This is a genomic window from Streptomyces marokkonensis, from assembly GCF_008312835.1.
GTDB lineage: Bacteria > Actinomycetota > Actinomycetes > Streptomycetales > Streptomycetaceae > Streptomyces > Streptomyces marokkonensis_A.
The window spans coordinates 221,322-238,835 of sequence record NZ_VSKS01000012.1 but is presented as its reverse complement, the minus strand read 5'-3'; the positions used below and the strand labels follow the sequence as shown (position 1 = coordinate 238,835).

Here is a 17,514-nt window from a genome sequence, read left to right as displayed (position 1 = left end):
GTAAGGCTCCCAGTAGACGACTGGGTTGATAGGCCGGATCTGGAAGCACGGTAACGTGTGGAGGTGACCGGTACTAATAGGCCGAGGGCTTGTCCTCAGTTGCTCGCGTCCACTGTGTTAGTTCTGAGACAACGACCGTTGTCGGCTTTTGAGCAGAACAGACAATAGAAAAGTGTGCTTGTTCGCTCGAAACCATTAGGGTTTCGGTGGTCATAGCGTAGGGGAAACGCCCGGTTACATTTCGAACCCGGAAGCTAAGCCTTACAGCGCCGATGGTACTGCAGGGGGGACCCTGTGGGAGAGTAGGACGCCGCCGAACAATCTTTGGAAGGACCCCTGGTCACCAGCGTTCAGCTGGGACCAGGGGTCCTTTTTTATTTATGCTTGCGGTACCGAAGACAGGAGTCACCGATGTCCACCAACTCTCCCGACGACCGACCGGAGCGCGACCAGCGGCGACGGGACAGTGGTGACCGCTCGGACCGCCCTGACCGTGGCGGCCAGCGCGGAGGCCCGCGTCAAGGCCCTGACCGTGATCGCGGATTCCGCAGGGACGGAGACCGTCCCTCCTTCCGCCGCGACGACCGCGACCGGGATCGTGACCGGGACCGTGAGGGCGATCGCGGTGGCGACCGCGATCGCGGGTTCCGCCGCGACGACCGCGCCGGCGGTCGGCCGGACCGTGGGGGCTACCGAGGGCGCGACGACAATCGCGGGGGCGAGCGCGGTGGTTACCGCGGTCGGGATGACCGCAGGGACGTCCGTAGGGACAGTGATAGCGACCGCGGCGGTTTCCGGGGCCGTGACGACGACCGCGGTGACCGCGGTGGCTTCCGCAGGGATGACAGTCGTGGCGGCGACCGTGACCGGGGCGGTTTCCGTGGTCGTGACGACCGCGGTGGCTTCCGGCGCGATGACCGCCGTGATGACCGAGGCGGTGAGCGTGGGGGCTTCCGTCGGGACGACAACCGCGGCGGCGACCGGGACCGTGGCGGCTACCGGCGCGAAGACCGCAGGGACGACCGGCGCGATGACCGGCGCGATGACCGGCGCGATGACCGCCGCGATGACCGCCGTGATGACCGAGGCGGTGAGCGTGGGGGCTTCCGTCGGGACGACGACCGCGGCGGCGTCCGGCGCGATGACCGCCGTGATGACCGAGGCGGTGAGCGTGGGGGCTTCCGTCGGGACGACAACCGCGGAGGCGACCGGGACCGTGGCGGCTACCGGCGCGACGACCGCAGGGACGACCGCGGGGGCTACCGGCGCGACGACCGGCGCGACGACCGTCGCGATGACCGGCGGGACGAGCGTGGCGGTGAGCGTGGGGGCTTCCGTCGGGACGACAACCGCGGCGGCGACCGGGACCGTGGCGGCTACCGGCGCGACGACCGCCGTACGGGCGAGCGCACCGACAGTCGTGGCGAGCGCGGTGGGTTCCGCCGCGATGACCGCGGCGACCGCGGAGACCGGGGCGGTTTCCGCCGCGAGGACAGCCGAGGCGGCGAGCGCGGCGGCTTCCGCGGCCGTGACGACCGCGGCCGTGACGACCGTGGCCGCGGCCCCCGCCGGGACGACCGCGGCGGACGGCCCGGCGGGTTCCGTGGGCGGGACGACCGGCACGGCGGCGGGCGCTTCCGTGACGAGCGGGACCGCGACCGCGAGCCCATCAAGCGGCTCCCGATCCCCGAGGACGTCACCGGCGAGGAGATCGACAAGGACGTACGGCAGGAGCTGCAGAGCCTGCCCAAGACGCTCGCGGAGGACGTCGCCAAGAACCTGGTGATGGTCGCCCGGCTGATCGACGAGGACCCCGAGGGCGCGTACGGCTACTCCAGGGTGGCCCTGCGGCTGGCGTCGCGTGTCGCCGCCGTCCGGGAGGCCGCCGGGTTCGCCGCGTACGCCAACCAGAAGTACTCCGAGGCGCTCGCCGAGTTCCGGGCCGCGCGGCGGATGACCGGGACCGTGGAGCTGTGGCCCCTCATGGCCGACTGCGAGCGCGGGCTCGGGCGGCCGGAGAAGGCGCTGGACATGGCCGGGGCACCCGAGGTGCAGAAGCTGGACAAGGCAGGACAGGTCGAGATGCGGCTCGTCGCGGCCGGCGCCCGGCGTGACCTGGGGCAGCTGGACGCGGCGATCGTGACGCTGCAGAGCTCGGAGCTGGCGTCCAACTCCGTTCAGCCCTGGACCGCGCGGCTGCGCTACGCGTACGCCGACGCGCTGCTCGCGGCCGGCCGGAGCGGTGAGGCACGTGAGTGGTTCGCCAAGGCCGTGGAGGCCGACCGGGACGGCAGCACAGACGCCTCCGACCGGCTGGCCGAGCTGGACGGTGTGGAGTTCGTCGACGCCCTCGTGGAGGACGAGGCCGACGACGCCGCGGACGAGGACGACAAGGACTGACGTCCGGGCCGCGGAACCGGCACGAAGGGGCGGGGCTCTCCGGAGACCCGCCCCTTCGTCACAGGTCGAGCGCCCGCAGGACCAGACCCGAAGCAGGCTTCGGGCCGAACGACGTCGACTTGCGCGGCATCGTGACACCCTGGCGCGCGAGGTCGCGGACGACGTCCTCGTGCACCGGGTGCATCAGCACGCCCGTGCCGCCGTCGCGTTCCGCCTTCTCGACCGTGGCGGCCGTGTCGTGGATGTACGCGATGTGCGCGGGGGAGTCCGGGACGCGCCAGACGTGGTCGAGGAGCGTGGCGTGCAGGACGGTCGCGTCCAGGGTGCGCCAGGCCACCGGGCGGTCGGCCGGGACGGTACGGGCCAGCAGACCGGGATCCGGACGGTCGACGAGGTGGAAGGCGCCGTCTCCGGCGAGGAGGAAGGCGTTGCCCGTCGAGGCAGCCTCGGCCAGGACGCCCATCGCCGCGGGCAGCGGTGCGTCGATGCGGCGGACGCGGAAGAGGCCGTGGAGCGCGGCCACGGCGTCCGCGACCGGCACGTTGTGCAGCAGCCGGTGGATGGCGCGGACGCGCAGAGGGTAGCGGGTGGTGTCGACGAGGAGCACCAGGCCGTGGTCCCAGGGGCCGGGGGAGGAGTGCTCCGCGCGGAGGCGGCGGTACGTCGCCCAGCGGTGGTGGCCGTCGGCGATGAGCGCCTGGTGGCCTGCGAGTTCCTCGCGTACCGCGGTCAGTTCGGCGGGGTCGGTGACGGACCAGAGCCGGTGGTGGAAACCGTCCTCCGTGGTGGTCGCCAGCAGGGGCGGCTGCCCGGCCGTGCGCGCGATCAGGCCGGCCGTGGCGGTCGCCGCGTCGTCGCCGCGGTAGGTGAGCAACAGGGGTTCGAGGTTGGCGGAGGTGGCCCGCATGAGGTCCGCGCGGTCGGCCACGATGTGCGGCATGACGTCCTCGTGCGGCAGCACCAGCTGCTCGCCGGGGTCGGAGACCCGCAGGACGCCGATGACGCCGCGCTGCACCATGCCGTCGCCGTCGCGCTGCTCGTAGACGTACAGGCCCGGTTCGGGGTCCGCGGCCAGGACGCCCTCGGCGCGCCAGCGCCGGAGGGTATCGGCGGCCTGGGCGTTGCGGGCCTCGGGCGTCGCGGCCTCGGGCAGGATCAGCCGGACGATGTTGTACGGGTCGGCGGACTGGAGGTGGTGCAGGCCGTCGGGGCGGACGACGACGTCGTACGGCGGGGATGTCACGGCGGCGAGGCTGCCGACCCGGTCGGGGTCGTAGCGAAGGCCTCGGAACGGGGTGAGTTCCAGGCCCCGGGGCGCCTTTGCTTCCGAGTGACCTGCAGTGTTCATCCCGGCATCGTACGGGTGCCGGTGGCATGGGGGATGATCGGGGGAAAACCGTCGAACGAGGAGCGATGCGGAATGAGCCGGAGCGTCAGGACGAGGCCCCAGGGCAGTGGGCAGGCCCTGAGCGAGGCGTACGACACGGCGCTGCTCGACCTCGACGGCGTGGTGTACGCGGGCGGCAACGCCATCGTCCACGCGGTCGAATCGCTCGCCACCGCGCGCGAAGGCGGTATGCACCTCGCCTACGTCACCAACAACGCGCTGCGCACCCCGGACGTCGTGGCGGCGCACCTGACCGAGCTGGGGATACCGGCGGAGGCAGGTGACGTCATCACCTCCGCGCAGGCGGTCGCCCGGCTGATCAGTGAGCAGGTGCCGCAGGGCTCCCGGGTGCTGGTGGTCGGCGGCGAGGGGCTGCGGGTGGCGCTGCGCGAACGCGGGCTGGAGCCGGTGGAGTCGGCGGACGACGATCCGGTGGCGGTCGTGCAGGGCTACGGCGGGCCGGAGCTGCCGTGGGGACGGTTCGCGGAGGCGTCGTACGCCGTCGCGAGCGGGGTGCCGTGGTTCGCGTCCAACACCGACCTGACGATTCCCAGCGGCCGGGGCATCGCCCCGGGCAACGGCGCGGCGGTGGAGGTCGTGCGGATCGCGACCGGTGCCGAGCCGCAGGTGGCGGGCAAGCCGCTGCCTCCGATGCACCGGGAGACGGTCCTGCGGACGGGCGCGGAGCGGCCGCTGGTGGTGGGCGACCGGCTGGACACGGACATCGAGGGCGCGTTCAACGGCGAGGTGGACTCGCTGCTGGTGCTGACCGGCGTGACGGACGGCGCGCAGCTGCTCGCGGCGCCGCCGCAGCACCGGCCGACGTATGTGGACGCCGACCTGCGCGGGATGCTCACCGGGCAGCCGGAGGTGTCCGGGGCGGGCGACGGGTTCCGGTGCGGTGGCTGGACGGCGACGGCCGGAGCCGCGCGGCTGGAGCTCGACGGGGACGGAACCGCGCTGGACGGGCTGCGGGCGCTGTGCGCGGCGGCGTGGACGGCGGCCGGTGAGGGTGTGTGCGAGCTGGACGGCGGGAAGGCGCTGGCACGGCTGGGGTTGTGAGACCTCTCGAGCCGCCGGGGAGGCCGGTCTGCGGATCATGATCGAATAGCAGGGTAGGCTAACCTAACTGCGTGTTGGTCGAGAGTCCCCCAGAACAGCGCGCGGAGAGTGCCCCCGCGCCCCCGAACCGCCGGGCGATACGCGTCCTCGGGCTGCTCGTGTCCGTCGTGATCCTGGTGCTCGTCGCGCTGGCCAGCATCGCGGTCGGGGCGAAGGAGCTGTCCCTGGAACAGGTGTGGCACGGCCTGTTCGACGCGTCGGGCACCTATGGTGACGTCGTGGTGGCGGACAGGGTGTCACGAACCGTCCTGGGACTGCTCGCCGGCGCCGCGCTCGGCCTCGCGGGCGCGGTCCTCCAGGCACTGACCCGCAACCCGCTGGCCGATCCCGGACTGCTCGGCATCAACGCGGGCGCCTCCGCGGCCGTGGTCACCGCCATCACCTTCTTCGGCGTCACCTCGCTGTCCGGGTACGTGTGGTTCGCGTTCTTCGGCGCGGCGGCGGTCGGCGCGCTGGTGTGGTTCCTCGGCGGGAGCCGGGGCGCGACCCCGGTGCGGCTCGCGCTCGCCGGTACGGCCATCAGCGCGGCGCTGTACGGCTACCTCCAGGCCATCATGATCCTGGACGACGCCGCGCTCGGCAGGATGCGCTTCTGGACGGTGGGTTCGCTGGCCTCCGGGAGCGACTCGACCATCGAACAGGTGGTGCCCTTCCTGCTGGCAGGGTCGCTGCTGGCGCTGGCGCTCGCCCGGCCGCTCAACGCCATGGCCATGGGCGACGACACCGCCAAGGCCCTCGGCGCCCACCTCAACCGCACCCGGGCGCTGTCCATGCTCGCCGCGACCGTGCTGAGCGGGGCGGCGACCGCCGCCTGCGGACCGATCATGTTCGTCGGTCTGATGGTGCCGCACGTCGTGCGTTCCTTCACCGGACCCGACCAGCGCTGGATCCTGCCGTACGCGGCGGTCCTGTCGCCCGTGCTGCTGCTCGGCGCCGACGTGCTCGGCCGGATCGTGGCCCGGCCCGCCGAACTCCAGGTCGGCATCGTCACCGCGATCCTCGGCGGCCCGGTCTTCATCTTTCTCGTACGACGGCGGAGGACGGCCCAGCTGTGAAGACCAACCGCGCGGTGCGGACCCCCGGTGGCCTCTCGGTCCGGCTGGACGTGCGCACCTTCACCGTCGTCGTCCTGCTGCTGGTCGTGGCGCTCGCCGCGAGTGTCGTGCTGATCGGCACCGGCGACTTCCCGATCCCCGCCGCGGACGTGCTCAGGACGCTCGTCGGCGAGGGGGACGCCGGCCAGGAGTTCATCGTCAACGAACTGCGGCTGCCCCGGGTCCTGGTCGGGCTGCTGGTCGGTGCCTCGCTCGGGCTCGGCGGTGCGCTGTTCCAGTCCATCTCCCGCAATCCGCTGGGCAGTCCCGACGTCCTCGGCCTCGGTCAGGGGGCGACGGCCGGTGCCCTCACGGTGATCGTGCTGTTCTCCGGCAGCGCCAACCAGGTCGCCCTCGGCGCGCTCGTCGGCGGACTGGTGACCGGGTTCGCCATCTATGTGCTCGCCTGGAAGCGGGGCGTGCACGGCTACCGTCTGGTCCTGGTCGGCATCGGTGTCTCCGCGATCGTCACGGCGGTCAGCGGCTATCTGCTCACCAAGTCCGACATCGTCGACGCCGCCCGCGCGGTCGTCTGGATGACCGGATCCCTCGCCGGCCGTGACTGGGACCAGGTCTGGCCGCTGCTCGCCCTGTGCGCCGTCCTGGTGCCGCTGGTTCTCGCCCAGTCCCGCGGACTCAGGATGATGGAGATGGGCGACGACGTCTCGTACGCCCTCGGCGTGCGCGTGGAGCGCGTCCGGCTGCTGCTGATGCTGTCGGCCGTCCTGCTCACCGCGTCCGCGACCGCCGCCGCCGGACCGGTCAGCTTCGTCGCGCTCACCGCGCCGCAGCTCGCCCGGCGCCTGACCCGTTCGCCGGGGCCGAACCTGGTGGCGGCGCTGTGCATGGGAGCCGCCCTCCTGGTCACCGCCGACTGGATCTCGCAGCGGACGTTCGGCGCCGACCAGTTGCCCGTGGGCGTCGTCACCGGCGTGGTCGGCGGCGTCTATCTGCTGTGGCTGCTGGTCACCGAGCGCAGGGCGGGCCGGATATGAGCGACGGCACCACCAACAGCGGCGGGCCGAACCACCGAAGGAGCACCGTGAACCGACTGTCCGCCGAGAACGTCACCCTGGCCTACGACCAGCGGGTCATCGCCGAACAGCTGTCGGTGGAGATACCGGACAACTCCTTCACCGTGATCGTCGGCCCCAACGCCTGCGGCAAGTCCACCCTGCTGCGGGCCCTGTCCCGCATGCTCAAGCCGAACGAGGGACGGGTCCTGCTCGATGGGCAGGTCATCCAGTCGATGCCCGCCAAGAAGGTCGCCCGCACCCTGGGACTGCTGCCCCAGTCGTCCATCGCGCCCGACGGCATCACGGTCGGCGACCTGGTGGGCCGGGGCCGGTACCCGCACCAGGGCCTGCTGCGCCAGTGGTCCGCCGAGGACGAGCGCGTCGTCCGGGAGTCGATGGCCCGCACCGGCGTCGCCGAGCTGGCCGAACGCTACGTCGACGAGCTCTCCGGCGGTCAGCGCCAGCGCGTGTGGATCGCGATGGCGCTGGCCCAGCAGACCCCGCTGCTGCTGCTCGACGAGCCGACCACCTACCTGGACATCCAGCACCAGATCGACGTACTCGACCTGTGCGCGGACCTGCACGAGGAGCACGGGCGCACCCTCGTCGCCGTCCTGCACGACCTCAACCACGCCGCGCGGTACGCCACCCATCTCATCGCCCTGCGCGCGGGCAGGGTCGTCGCCCACGGGGCGCCGAAGGACATCGTCACCGCTGAGCTGGTGGAGGAGGTCTTCGGGCTGCGCTGCCAGGTCATCGACGACCCCGAGACGGGGACCCCGCTGGTGGTGCCCGCGGCCCGCACGGCGCGACGGAAGGGCACGGCCGAGAAGGTGGGAGCTACAGAAGCTTCCTGAGGTGGAACAGGTCACGCAGACCCGCCTCGAGCCGCACCCGGCCCGCCCCCCAGGCCCTGGCGAAGTGCAGCTCGCCGTCGACCAGGGCCACCAGGTCGTCTCCCGTCATGGCGAGCCGTATCTGCGCCCTCTCGCGCGGCGGGCCGGAGAACGTGTCGCGCACATGGATCCGTCCGCCCTGGAGCCGGCCGGCGAAGGTCACGTCCAGGTCGGTGATGTGGCAGCTGACCGAGCGGTCCATCGCCGCGGCCGCGCGGACGTTCCCCTCGGCGCCCTGCATGCTGTCCGAAAGCTTGTCGAGTGCCGCACGGCACTCCTCGATCGTGGCCATCGCGGACGACGGTACCGCAGCCGTTCGCGGTAGCGTCGGGGCATGAACGACGCAGTGCCGGAGGCGGAGCCCGGGCAGGGGCGGCCCCAGGAGGCCGGCCCGCAGCCGCCCGAGGACGGCCCCGCCGCACCCGCCCCCCTGAACGTGCCGCGCACCCCCACCGGGCACCCCGAGACGGACGCCCACGTGGAGCGGCTGGCCGACGCCGACCACCTCACCACGGACGGCCATGCCGAGGTGTACGAAGATGTGCACCGGGGGCTGCGCGACGCGCTCACCGCGCTCGACGCACGCCCGGGACCGCCCGCCCCCACCCGTCCCCCGGGCACCACCCCTCCACGGGGCCCTTCGGGCCTCGTGTCCGATCCGCCCCACGAACACAGGAGCTGAACCGAACGTGGCAGGAGTCGCACGCCGCCGTCTCGACGCGGAGCTGGTCCGCCGCAAGCTCGCGCGTTCGCGCGAGCACGCCAGCCAGCTGATCGCCGCCGGGCGGGTCAGCGTCGGCAGGACGGTCGCGACCAAACCCGCCACGCAGGTGGAGACCGCCGCCGCGATCCTCGTCGCCGAGGACGCCGGCGACCCGGACTACGTCTCGCGCGGCGGGCACAAGCTGGCCGGCGCCCTCGACGCCTTCGTACCGCGGGGGCTCGTCGTCGAGGGGCGGCGGGCGCTCGACGCCGGCGCCTCCACCGGCGGCTTCACCGACGTCCTGCTGCGGGCCGGGGCCGCGCACGTGGTCGCCGTGGACGTCGGATACGGACAACTCGCCTGGGCCCTGCGGAACGATGAACGCGTCACCGTCAAGGACCGTACGAACGTACGGGAGTTGACGCTCGAGGCCATCGATGGGGAGCCTGTGGATCTTGTCGTGGGGGATCTGTCCTTCATCCCGCTCGGACTGGTGCTGCCCGCCCTGAAGCGGTGCGTGACGCCGGACGCCGACCTGGTGATGATGGTGAAGCCGCAGTTCGAGGTGGGCAAGGAGCGGCTGGGCAGCGGCGGAGTCGTCCGCAGCCCGCAGCTGCGGGCCGAGGCCGTGCGCGGAGTGGCCGCGAAGGCCTGGGAGCTGGGGCTCGGGGCGAAGGGCGTGACGGCGAGTCCGCTGCCCGGACCCTCGGGGAATGTCGAATACTTCCTGTGGCTGCGGGCCGGGGCTCCGGAACCGGACCCGGCCGATGTTGACCGTGCTGTGGCGGAGGGGCCGCGTTGACACAGAACCGAGCTCGTACTGTTTTCCTGCTGGCCCACACCGGGCGGCCCGCGGCCATCCGCAGCGCCGAACTCGTGGTCAAGGGGCTGCTGCGCTCCGGTCTCGGGGTGAGGGTCCTGGAGGACGAGGCCCGTGACCTGCCGCTCCCGGACGACGTGCAGACCGTCAAGGAGGCCACCCCGCAGTGCCTGGACGACTGCGAGCTGCTCATCGTGCTGGGCGGTGACGGCACGCTGCTGCGCGGCGCCGAGTTCGCCCGCGCCTCCGGGGTGCCCATGCTCGGCGTCAACCTCGGGCGGGTCGGCTTCCTCGCCGAGGCCGAGCGCGACGACCTCGACAAGGTCGTCGACCGGGTGGTGAGCCGCGCGTACGAGGTCGAGGAACGGATGACCGTCGACGTCGTCGTGCACCGCAACGGCGACATCGTGCACACGGACTGGGCGCTGAACGAGGCGGCCGTGCAGAAGGTGTCCGCCGAGCGGATGCTGGAGGTCGTGCTGGAGATCGACGGGCGGCCGGTCACCGGCTTCGGCTGCGACGGCATCGTGTGCGCGACCCCGACCGGGTCCACCGCGTACGCCTTCTCCGCGGGCGGTCCCGTGGTGTGGCCCGAGGTCGAGGCGCTGCTGATGGTGCCGATCAGCGCGCACGCGCTGTTCGCCAAGCCGCTGGTGACCTCGCCGGACTCGGTGCTGGCGGTGGAGGTGCTGCCGCACATCCCGCCGGGGGTGCTGTGGTGCGACGGGCGGCGGACGGTCGAGTTGCCGGCCGGTGCCCGCGTGGAGGTGCGGCGGGGAGCCGTGCCGGTGCGGCTGGCCCGGTTGCACCACGCCTCGTTCACCGACCGGCTGGTCGCGAAGTTCGCGCTGCCGGTTTCCGGGTGGCGGGGGGCTCCCCACTAGCGGGCCGTGGGGGGTGGTTGCTCGTCGTCGGCGGGTGCGGGTGGTTCGAGGTTGTGCGCGCCCACGCGGCGGAGCCGCACATTGATTCAGCCCCGCGCACCTGAGGGGGCGCTTCCACTCGCCTGGGTGACAAGGGCGGGCCGGTCGCACTCCCCGTCCCGGACCTCGTAAGGTCGGGGGCGTGCTTGAGGAGATGCGGATACGGTCGCTCGGGGTCATCGACGATGCTGTCGTCGAGCTGTCGCCCGGCTTCACCGCCGTCACCGGTGAGACGGGTGCGGGCAAGACCATGGTGGTCACCAGCCTGGGCCTGCTGCTGGGCGGACGCGCGGATGCGGCGCTGGTGCGGATCGGCGCGCGGAACGCGGTCGTCGAGGGACGGATCGCCGTGCCCGAGGGTGCCGCGGCCGTCGTACGCGCCGAGGAGGCCGGGGCCGAGCTCGACGACGGGACGCTGCTGGTCAGCCGTACCGTCTCCGCCGAGGGGCGCTCACGGGCGCACCTGGGCGGGCGGAGCGTGCCGGTGGGGCTGCTCGCGGAGCTCGCCGACGACCTCGTGGCCGTGCACGGGCAGACCGACCAGCAGGGGCTGCTGAAGCTGTCCCGGCAGCGGCAGGCGCTCGACCGGTACGCCGGGTACGCGGTAGCCGTGCCGCTGGGCAAGTACGGCGAGGCCTACAAGCGGCTGCGGGCCGTCACCACGGAGCTGGAGCAGATCACCACGCGCGCCCGTGAGCGCGCGCAGGAGGCCGACCTGCTGCGCTTCGGCCTCGAGGAGATCGCCGCCGTGGAGCCCCGCGCGGGCGAGGACGTGGAGCTGGCCGAGGAGGCCGAGCGGCTCGGCCACGCCGAGGCGCTGGCGTCCGCCGCGGCGGTCGCGCACGCCGCGCTCGCGGGCAACCCGGAGGACCCCGAGAGCGTCGACGCCGGGACGCTCGTCGCGGGCGCCCAGCGGGCTCTGGAGGCCGTACGGGCGCACGATCCGGTGCTGGCCGGGCTGACCGACCGGATCGGGGAGATCGGCATCCTGCTGCGCGACGTCGCGGGGGAGCTGGCGGGGTACGCCGACGACCTGGACGCCGATCCGCTGCGGCTGGCGGCGGTCGAGGAGCGGCGGGCCGCGCTCACCGGGCTGACCCGGAAGTACGGCGAGGACGTCTCCGCCGTACTGGCGTGGGCCGAGCGGAGTGCCGCGCGGCTGACCGAACTGGACGGCGACGACGAGCGGATCGGGGAGCTCACCGCCGAGCGGGACGCGCTCCGTGCCGAACTGGGCGTGCTGGCCCAGGAACTGTCGGACGCGCGGACGGAGGCGGCGGAGCGGTTCGCGGCGGCCGTGACGGCGGAGCTGGCCTCGCTCGCCATGCCGCACGCCCGCGTGTCGTTCGACATCCGGCAGACCGAGGACCCGGAGGGTGTCGAGGTCGGCGGACGGACGGTCGCCTACGGGCCGTCGGGCGTGGACGAGGTCGAGCTGCTGCTGGCCCCCCACCCGGGGGCGCCGCCCCGGCCCATCGCCAAGGGGGCGTCCGGCGGTGAGCTGTCCCGCGTGATGCTGGCCGTGGAGGTGGTGTTCGCGGGGACGGATCCGGTGCCGACGTACCTCTTCGACGAGGTCGACGCCGGTGTCGGCGGCAAGGCGGCGGTGGAGATCGGGCGGCGGCTCGCGCGCCTGGCGAAGACGGCGCAGGTCGTGGTCGTCACGCACCTGCCGCAGGTGGCCGCGTTCGCCGACCGGCAGCTGCTGGTGGAGAAGACCAACGACGGGTCGGTCACCCGGTCCGGCGTGAAGGTGCTCGAAGGCGAGGACCGCATCCGCGAGCTGTCCCGCATGCTCGCCGGCCAGGAGGACTCGGAGACCGCCCGCGCGCACGCGGAGGAGCTGCTGGCCACGGCCAGGGCGGACGTCTGAGCCGACGCGCCCACCCGGGCCGCGGACCGCGCGGCCCGGGCACCGGCCGGGAGCCGGAAGCTGGTGTTCCGTCACTCGTACGGGTGATCCGGCGCCACGGACGGATTCGGGCCTCCGCTCCGGTGATTCCCGGAACGGGTGTGCGCCCTGGCATGCTTGACGGAGTACGCGTAGGGAACCGCGCGGCACACCCCTCCGCACGATCCTTCTGTACGTTCTTCGTGACCGTCCGACCCGAACCAGGAGCCCGGCCACGTGACCCCCGTGAGCAGCCACTCATCGATGCGCACCGTGCAGGTGCTGGGCGGTGGCAACGCAGCCAGCGGCGCCCATGTGCGCTCGCTGGCCGCGGGGCTCGTCGCGAGGGGCGTGCGGGTCACGGTGTGCGCCCCCGTGGAGGCGGACCACACCTACGACTTCACCGGTGTCGGCGCCGAGCACGTGCACGTGCCGCGCAGCAGCGACCCGGGGTCGGTGGCCGCGCTGCGGGCCGCCTGCACGGGTGCCGACCTGGTGCACGCGCACGGCCTGCACGCCTCGTTCCGTACCGCGCTCGCCCTCAGCGGGCGGCGTACGCCGCTCATCGTCACCTGGCACGACCGGGCGCGCGCCGACGGTCCGCGCGCCCACTTCCTGCGCGTGCTGGAGCGGCGGGTCGTCAGGGCGGCCACCGTGGTGCTCGGGACGACCTCCGCCCTGGTCGACCGGGCGCGCCGCACGGGAGCGCGGGACGCGCGGCTGGCCGCCGTCTCCCTGCCCGGTCCCCGCACGTCCCCGGTGGTGGACGACCCCGACCGGCTCCGGCCCAAGGTGCGGGCCGAACTGGGCGCCACGGGTCGCCCGTTGCTCATCGCCGTGGGCTCCCTCGAACGGCACCGGGGCTACGACGTCCTGCTGGACGCCGCGCACGCGTGGCGGCGTCTGGACCCCGTCCCGCTCGTGGTGCTGGCGGGGGAGGGGCCGCTGCGCGGCGAACTCCGGCGCAGGATCGAGGACGAGGAGCTGCCGGTCCGGCTCGTCGGCCGGCGTGAGGACGTCGCCGACCTGCTCGCCGCCGCCGACATCGCGCTGCTGCCGAGCCGGTGGGAGGCGCGCTCCCCGCTCGCCCAGGAGGCGCTGCAGGCGCGCGTGCCGCTCGTCGCGACCCGGGTGGGCGGTATCCCCGAACTCGTCGGCGACGCCGCGGAACTCGTCCCGTACGGCAACGCGCGGGCACTCGCCGACGCCGTCGTGCGGCTGCTGGACGACCCCGAACGCCGGGAGCTGCTCAAGGAGCGGGGCGTGCGGCAGGCGGCCACCTGGCCGACCGAGGACGAGACGGTGGCCCAGGTGCTCAGCGTGTACGACGAGTTGACGCGGCCCCGGCCGCTGATCTGACGTCAGGGCACGTGGCGCCGGGCGCGCAGGGCGAGGCTCAGCGTCAGGACCGTCTGCGGGTCGTCGAGGTCGGTGCCCAGCAACTCCCCGATGCGGGCGAGCCGGTTGTAGAGCGTCTGCCGGTTCAGATGCAGTTCGCGGGCCGTTTCCGCCTTGCGTCCGGCGTGCGCCAGATAGGTCTCCAGGGTGGGCAGCAGGGGAGGCCTGGAGCGGCGGTCGTGGTCCAGGACCGGGCCGATCGCGCGGTCCACGAAGGCCGCCAGATCCGGGTGGTCGCGCAGCCGCCACAACAGCAGGTCGATGTCCAGCCGGCGGGAGTCGTACCAGGGGCGGTCGGGCAGTCCCTGTGCCGCGGTCGCCGTCTCCGCCGCGTGCCGCAGACCCGTGGACGCCGCCGCCCAGCCGCCGGCCGGCCCGACCACCACGACGGGCGGCCCGGCCGCCGGCCGCGGCATTCCCGCGCGCTCCACCCCGGCCCGCAGCGCGGCCGCCACCCGGTCCGCGACCGTCGGCCGCTCGGCCTCCGCCCGCAGCCCGACCAGCAGCGGCACCCGCCCCTCGACCGGCCGCACGCCGAGCAGCACGGGAACCCCGAGGGAGGCCAGCTCCTCACCGACCGCGCGGGCCAGCACCGCCCAGCCGCCGCCCTGCGGGGTGAGCGCGTCACCGAGCCGCATCACCACCGGCAGCAGCGGCCCCGTGCCGGGCTTGAAACCCAGCACGCGCGCCTGCGCGGGGGCGTCCCGCGCGGTGACGCGGCCCTCGGCGAGGTCGGTGAGGAAGTCCCCGCGGCCACGCGCCGCCAGCTCCTCCTCCTGACGGGCCTGCATCAGCACCACGGCGAGGATGCCCGCCGCCCGCTCCGCCGCCATCCGGTGCACCGGCTCCGGGGTGCTGCGGACCGGCAGCAGCACCAGCCGCGCCCGCACACCGCCGCTGCCGGGGCCGCCGCCGGGCACGTCCACCAGGGCCGAACCGGCCGGCGGGTCGTCCCGGTGCCGGTCGCGCAGCCCCTCCCACACCTGGAGCGGGTCCGCGCCCTCGGGACCCTCGCCGGCCGCGTACAGCAGCTGTCCGTCGGTCGTCTCCAGGAACACCGGGTTGCCGGTGAACCCGGCGAGGATCTCCAGGACCTGGGGGACGCCGCCACCGCCCAGCAGCGCCTCGGTGCAGCGGCGGTGCACCTCCTCCGCGCGTTGCAGCAGCGCGTAGTGCCCGTTGACGATCTCGGTGTGGATCTCCTCGGTGACCGTGACGAACGGCACCTCGCGGTGCAGCTGGACCAGGGGCAGACCCGCCGTCCGGGCCGAGTCGACGAGGGCGGCGGGCAGCCGGGTGAAGCGGGGGCCCAGTTCCACCACGAGCGCCGCGATGCCCCGCTCGGCCAGCGTCCGCACGAACGCCCGCTGGTCGGCCGGGCGGGTGCCGAGACCGTACCCGGTGGTCAGCAGCAGTTCGCCGCCCTTGAGGAGCGAGGCGATGTTGGGCACCTCGCCCGCGTGCACCCAGCGCACCGTGCGCCCCAGCCGGTCGGCGCAGGCGAGGACCTCCGGGAGGCCACTGCGCAGGCCGGGGAGTTCCAGGGCGCGCTGCACGGTGATGCCCGTGGGCGGGGGTGCTGCGCTGGGGGTGTTCATGCAGCGGACGGTACCTGGGGGTGTGTCCCGGGCACATCTCCTGGCGGCCGGGGGGGCGCGACGGCGCCGGCGATGACAGGTCGCCCGGCGCGGGGGCCGGCCGGGGCTGGGTTTCGCGACCTGCGCCGGCCGGGTGCCTCCCCCGGAGGGGGTACCCCCAGTGCCCTGGGGGTACCTCCCAGGCCTTTGAGGCACTGGGGGGGCACGACTTGCCCGCAGCCGCGGGGGCGTCCGCCCGCCGCTGGGGCGGGCCCCGTGCTTCAGCCTCCGTATGCTCCCGATGCCGTCAGGCGCAGGGCCGTGTCGATGAGGGGGACGTGGCTGAAGGCCTGGGGGAAGTTGCCGACCTGGCGCTTCAGGCGCGGGTCCCACTCCTCCGCGAGCAGCCCGAGGTCGTTGCGCAGGGCGAGCAGCTTCTCGAAGAGCTTCCTGGCCTCGTCCACGCGGCCGATCATCGCCAGGTCGTCGGCCATCCAGAACGAGCAGGCGAGGAACGCGCCCTCGTCGCCCGGCAGGCCGTCGACACCCTCGTGCTGCCCCTCGGTCGGGTAGCGCAGGATGAAGCCGTCGGAGGTGGACAGCTCCCGCTGGATCGCCTCGACCGTGCCGATCACGCGCTTGTCGTCCGGTGGCAGGAAGCCCACCTGCGGGATCAGCAGCAGGGAGGCGTCCAGCTCCTTGGAGCCGTAGGACTGGGTGAAGGTGTTGCGTTCCTTGTCGTAACCCTTCTCGCACACGTCCCGGTGGATGTCGTCGCGCAACTGCTTCCACTCGTCCAGCGGGCCGTCGGCGTCGCCGGACTCGACGAGCTTGATGGTCCGGTCGACGGCGACCCAGGCCATCACCTTGGAGTGCACGAAGTGGCGGCGCGGGCCGCGCACCTCCCAGATGCCCTCGTCCGGTTCCTGCCAGTGCTTCTCCAGGTACCGGATCAGCTTCAGCTGGAGCAGCGAGGCGTAGTCGTTGCGGGCCAGGCCCGTCATGTGGCCGAGGTGCAGGGCCTCGGTGACCTCGCCGTACACGTCCAGCTGGAGCTGATGCGCGGCGCCGTTGCCCACCCGGACCGGGGCGGAGTTCTCGTAGCCGGGCAGCCAGTCCAGCTCCGCCTCCCCGAGCTCGCGCTCACCGGCGATGCCGTACATGATCTGCAGGTTCTCCGGGTCGCCCGCGACCGCGCGCAGCAGCCACTCGCGCCAGGCGCGGGCCTCCTCGCGGTAGCCGGTGCGCAGCAGCGAGGACAGGGTGATCGCCGCGTCCCGCAGCCAGGTGTAGCGGTAGTCCCAGTTGCGGACGCCGCCGATGTCCTCGGGCAGGGAGGTGGTGGGCGCGGCGACGATGCCGCCGGTCGGGGCGTAGGTCAGGGCCTTCAGCGTGATCAGGGAGCGGATCACTGCCTCGCGGTAGGGGCCGTGGTACGTACAGTGCTCGACCCACTCGCGCCAGAAGTCCTCCGTCGCCTCCAGCGACTGCTCCGGCTCCGGCAGCGGCGGGGGCTGCTTGTGCGACGGCTCCCACGAGATCGTGAACGCGATCCGCTCTCCCGGCCCGACGGTGAAGTCCGAGTACGTGGTCAGCGACTTGCCGTAGGTCTCCGCGGGGGTGTCGAACCACACGGAGTCCGGTCCGGCGACGGCGACCGTGCGCCCCTCGTGCCGGTGCACCCACGGGACCACCCTGCCGTAGGAGAAACGCATCCGGAGCGCCGAGCGCATGGGCACGCGGCCCGAGACGCCCTCCACGATGCGGATCAGCTGCGGGGCGCCGTCGCGCGGGGGCATGAAATCCGTCACCCGGACCGTGCCGCGCCGCGTGTCCCACTCCGATTCCAGGATCAGGGAGTCGCCGCGGTAGCTGCGCCGGGTGGCGCTGGGCGGTTCGGCGTCGGCGGCGTGCGCGGGACCCAGCCGCCAGAAGCCGTGTTCCTCGGTGCCCAGCAGGCCGGCGAAGATGGCGTGCGAGTCGAAGCGGGGCAGGCACAGCCAGTCCACCGTGCCGTCCCGGCAGACCAGCGCGGCGGTCTGCATGTCTCCGATGAGTGCGTAGTCTTCGATGCGCCCGGCCACGTGCATCTCCAGTCGAACGGCCACGTCACCCCTCAAGGGGGTTGTCGCTAGTGCGGTCAAGGGGTATTTGCAATGCGTCGTTGAGCTGTGAAGCAAAGCAGTCGCTCAGCCGTGAATGCAAAGCGCCAATTGTTGCTCAACGAACTGACGAGCTCACGTTGTTCCGGAACTTACGGGCGGGGGTGGTGCCGTACGGCCGGCCG

15 protein-coding genes and 2 rRNA genes are annotated in these 17,514 nt (G+C 73.2%); 12 read left to right on the top strand and 5 right to left on the bottom strand.

The window, feature by feature from the left end; genetic code table 11:
• Window positions 1-97, top strand: a 23S ribosomal RNA gene (locus tag F1615_RS22160); the annotation flags it as partial.
• A 105-nt stretch (window positions 98-202) separates the two neighbouring features.
• A 5S ribosomal RNA gene (gene rrf, locus F1615_RS22155) occupies window positions 203-319 on the top strand.
• Between the two features lie 86 nt (window positions 320-405).
• Here the strand turns inward: rrf and F1615_RS35975 are convergent.
• On the bottom strand, window positions 406-1,623 hold the full coding sequence (locus F1615_RS35975) for a hypothetical protein (RefSeq protein ID WP_208818378.1): 1,218 nt from the start codon (window positions 1,621-1,623) through the stop codon (window positions 406-408).
• Window positions 1,624-1,668: 45 nt separating this feature from the next.
• On the opposite strand from F1615_RS35975, the gene F1615_RS35970 reads away from it, so the two are divergent.
• Window positions 1,669-2,400, top strand: a complete 732-nt coding sequence (locus tag F1615_RS35970; RefSeq protein WP_208818377.1) for a tetratricopeptide repeat protein — start codon at window positions 1,669-1,671, stop codon at window positions 2,398-2,400.
• Window positions 2,401-2,458: 58 nt separating this feature from the next.
• Here the strand turns inward: F1615_RS35970 and F1615_RS22145 are convergent, their stop codons facing one another.
• Window positions 2,459-3,748, bottom strand: a complete 1,290-nt coding sequence (locus tag F1615_RS22145; RefSeq protein ID WP_149550773.1) for a DUF1015 domain-containing protein — start codon at window positions 3,746-3,748, stop codon at window positions 2,459-2,461.
• 72 nt (window positions 3,749-3,820) lie between these two features.
• Between F1615_RS22145 and F1615_RS22140 the strand changes: the two genes are divergently transcribed.
• The 4 genes from F1615_RS22140 to F1615_RS22125 all read left to right on the top strand — a co-directional run bounded on the left by F1615_RS22140 (window position 3,821) and on the right by F1615_RS22125 (window position 7,876).
• Complete coding sequence (locus F1615_RS22140; protein WP_149550772.1) at window positions 3,821-4,849, top strand: HAD hydrolase-like protein; 1,029 nt, start codon at window positions 3,821-3,823, stop codon at window positions 4,847-4,849.
• Between the two features lie 71 nt (window positions 4,850-4,920).
• A complete protein-coding gene (locus F1615_RS22135) occupies window positions 4,921-5,964 on the top strand; it encodes a FecCD family ABC transporter permease (protein WP_149550771.1) in 1,044 nt (347 codons plus the stop codon).
• Window positions 5,961-6,998, top strand: a complete 1,038-nt coding sequence (locus F1615_RS22130) for a FecCD family ABC transporter permease (protein ID WP_149550770.1) — start codon at window positions 5,961-5,963, stop codon at window positions 6,996-6,998. Before F1615_RS22135 ends, F1615_RS22130 begins: the two co-directional genes overlap by 4 nt.
• On the top strand, window positions 6,995-7,876 hold the full coding sequence (locus tag F1615_RS22125; RefSeq protein WP_149550769.1) for an ABC transporter ATP-binding protein: 882 nt from the start codon (window positions 6,995-6,997) through the stop codon (window positions 7,874-7,876). Before F1615_RS22130 ends, F1615_RS22125 begins: the two co-directional genes overlap by 4 nt.
• On the opposite strand, the gene F1615_RS22120 is transcribed toward F1615_RS22125, so the two are convergent.
• On the bottom strand, window positions 7,860-8,207 hold the full coding sequence (locus tag F1615_RS22120) for a sterol-binding protein (RefSeq protein ID WP_149550768.1): 348 nt from the start codon (window positions 8,205-8,207) through the stop codon (window positions 7,860-7,862). The two genes, F1615_RS22125 and F1615_RS22120, sit on opposite strands and share 17 nt — an antisense overlap.
• Window positions 8,208-8,249: 42 nt before the next feature.
• On the opposite strand from F1615_RS22120, the gene F1615_RS22115 reads away from it, so the two are divergent.
• The 5 genes from F1615_RS22115 (at window position 8,250) to F1615_RS22095 (ending at window position 13,611) form a co-directional block, all read left to right on the top strand.
• On the top strand, window positions 8,250-8,597 hold the full coding sequence (locus F1615_RS22115; protein ID WP_149550767.1) for a hypothetical protein: 348 nt from the start codon (window positions 8,250-8,252) through the stop codon (window positions 8,595-8,597).
• 7 nt (window positions 8,598-8,604) lie between these two features.
• The gene (locus F1615_RS22110; RefSeq protein WP_149550766.1) at window positions 8,605-9,420 is read left to right on the top strand and encodes a TlyA family RNA methyltransferase; all 816 of its coding nucleotides are present in this window, start codon (window positions 8,605-8,607) and stop codon (window positions 9,418-9,420) included.
• Window positions 9,417-10,322: an NAD kinase gene (locus tag F1615_RS22105; protein WP_030825524.1), complete on the top strand. Its 906-nt coding sequence runs from the start codon at window positions 9,417-9,419 to the stop codon at window positions 10,320-10,322. The genes F1615_RS22110 and F1615_RS22105 overlap by 4 nt, the downstream gene beginning before the upstream one ends.
• Before the next feature lie 193 nt (window positions 10,323-10,515).
• Window positions 10,516-12,234 (top strand): DNA repair protein RecN, encoded by a 1,719-nt coding sequence (recN, locus tag F1615_RS22100; RefSeq protein WP_149550789.1) that lies wholly within the window; start codon window positions 10,516-10,518, stop codon window positions 12,232-12,234.
• A 255-nt stretch (window positions 12,235-12,489) separates the two neighbouring features.
• Window positions 12,490-13,611 (top strand): glycosyltransferase family 4 protein, encoded by a 1,122-nt coding sequence (locus tag F1615_RS22095; protein WP_149550765.1) that lies wholly within the window; start codon window positions 12,490-12,492, stop codon window positions 13,609-13,611.
• A gap of 2 nt (window positions 13,612-13,613) precedes the next feature.
• Here F1615_RS22095 and F1615_RS22090 read toward each other — a convergent pair whose 3' ends face one another.
• Together F1615_RS22090 and F1615_RS22085 are read right to left on the bottom strand one after the other, a co-directional pair.
• Window positions 13,614-15,248 carry a PucR family transcriptional regulator gene (locus F1615_RS22090; RefSeq protein WP_149550764.1) on the bottom strand — a complete coding sequence of 545 codons (1,635 nt, stop codon included), beginning with the start codon at window positions 15,246-15,248 and terminating at the stop codon, window positions 13,614-13,616.
• 260 nt (window positions 15,249-15,508) lie between these two features.
• Window positions 15,509-17,311, bottom strand: a complete 1,803-nt coding sequence (locus F1615_RS22085; protein ID WP_167533817.1) for a glycoside hydrolase family 15 protein — start codon at window positions 17,309-17,311, stop codon at window positions 15,509-15,511.
• Window positions 17,312-17,514: the final 203 nt, after the last annotated feature.

What these genes read in the sequence shown, in the direction of transcription:
- F1615_RS22145 (WP_149550773.1), bottom strand. Translation starts at nt 3,748, where the DNA reads ATGAACACTGCAGGTCACTCGGAAGCAAAGGCGCCCCGGGGCCTGGAA.
- F1615_RS22140 (WP_149550772.1), top strand. Translation starts at nt 3,821, where the DNA reads ATGAGCCGGAGCGTCAGGACGAGGCCCCAGGGCAGTGGGCAGGCCCTG.
- F1615_RS22125 (WP_149550769.1), top strand. Translation starts at nt 6,995, where the DNA reads ATGAGCGACGGCACCACCAACAGCGGCGGGCCGAACCACCGAAGGAGC.
- F1615_RS22120 (WP_149550768.1), bottom strand. Translation starts at nt 8,207, where the DNA reads ATGGCCACGATCGAGGAGTGCCGTGCGGCACTCGACAAGCTTTCGGAC.
- F1615_RS22115 (WP_149550767.1), top strand. Translation starts at nt 8,250, where the DNA reads ATGAACGACGCAGTGCCGGAGGCGGAGCCCGGGCAGGGGCGGCCCCAG.
- recN (WP_149550789.1), top strand. Translation starts at nt 10,516, where the DNA reads ATGCGGATACGGTCGCTCGGGGTCATCGACGATGCTGTCGTCGAGCTG.
- F1615_RS22090 (WP_149550764.1), bottom strand. Translation starts at nt 15,248, where the DNA reads ATGAACACCCCCAGCGCAGCACCCCCGCCCACGGGCATCACCGTGCAG.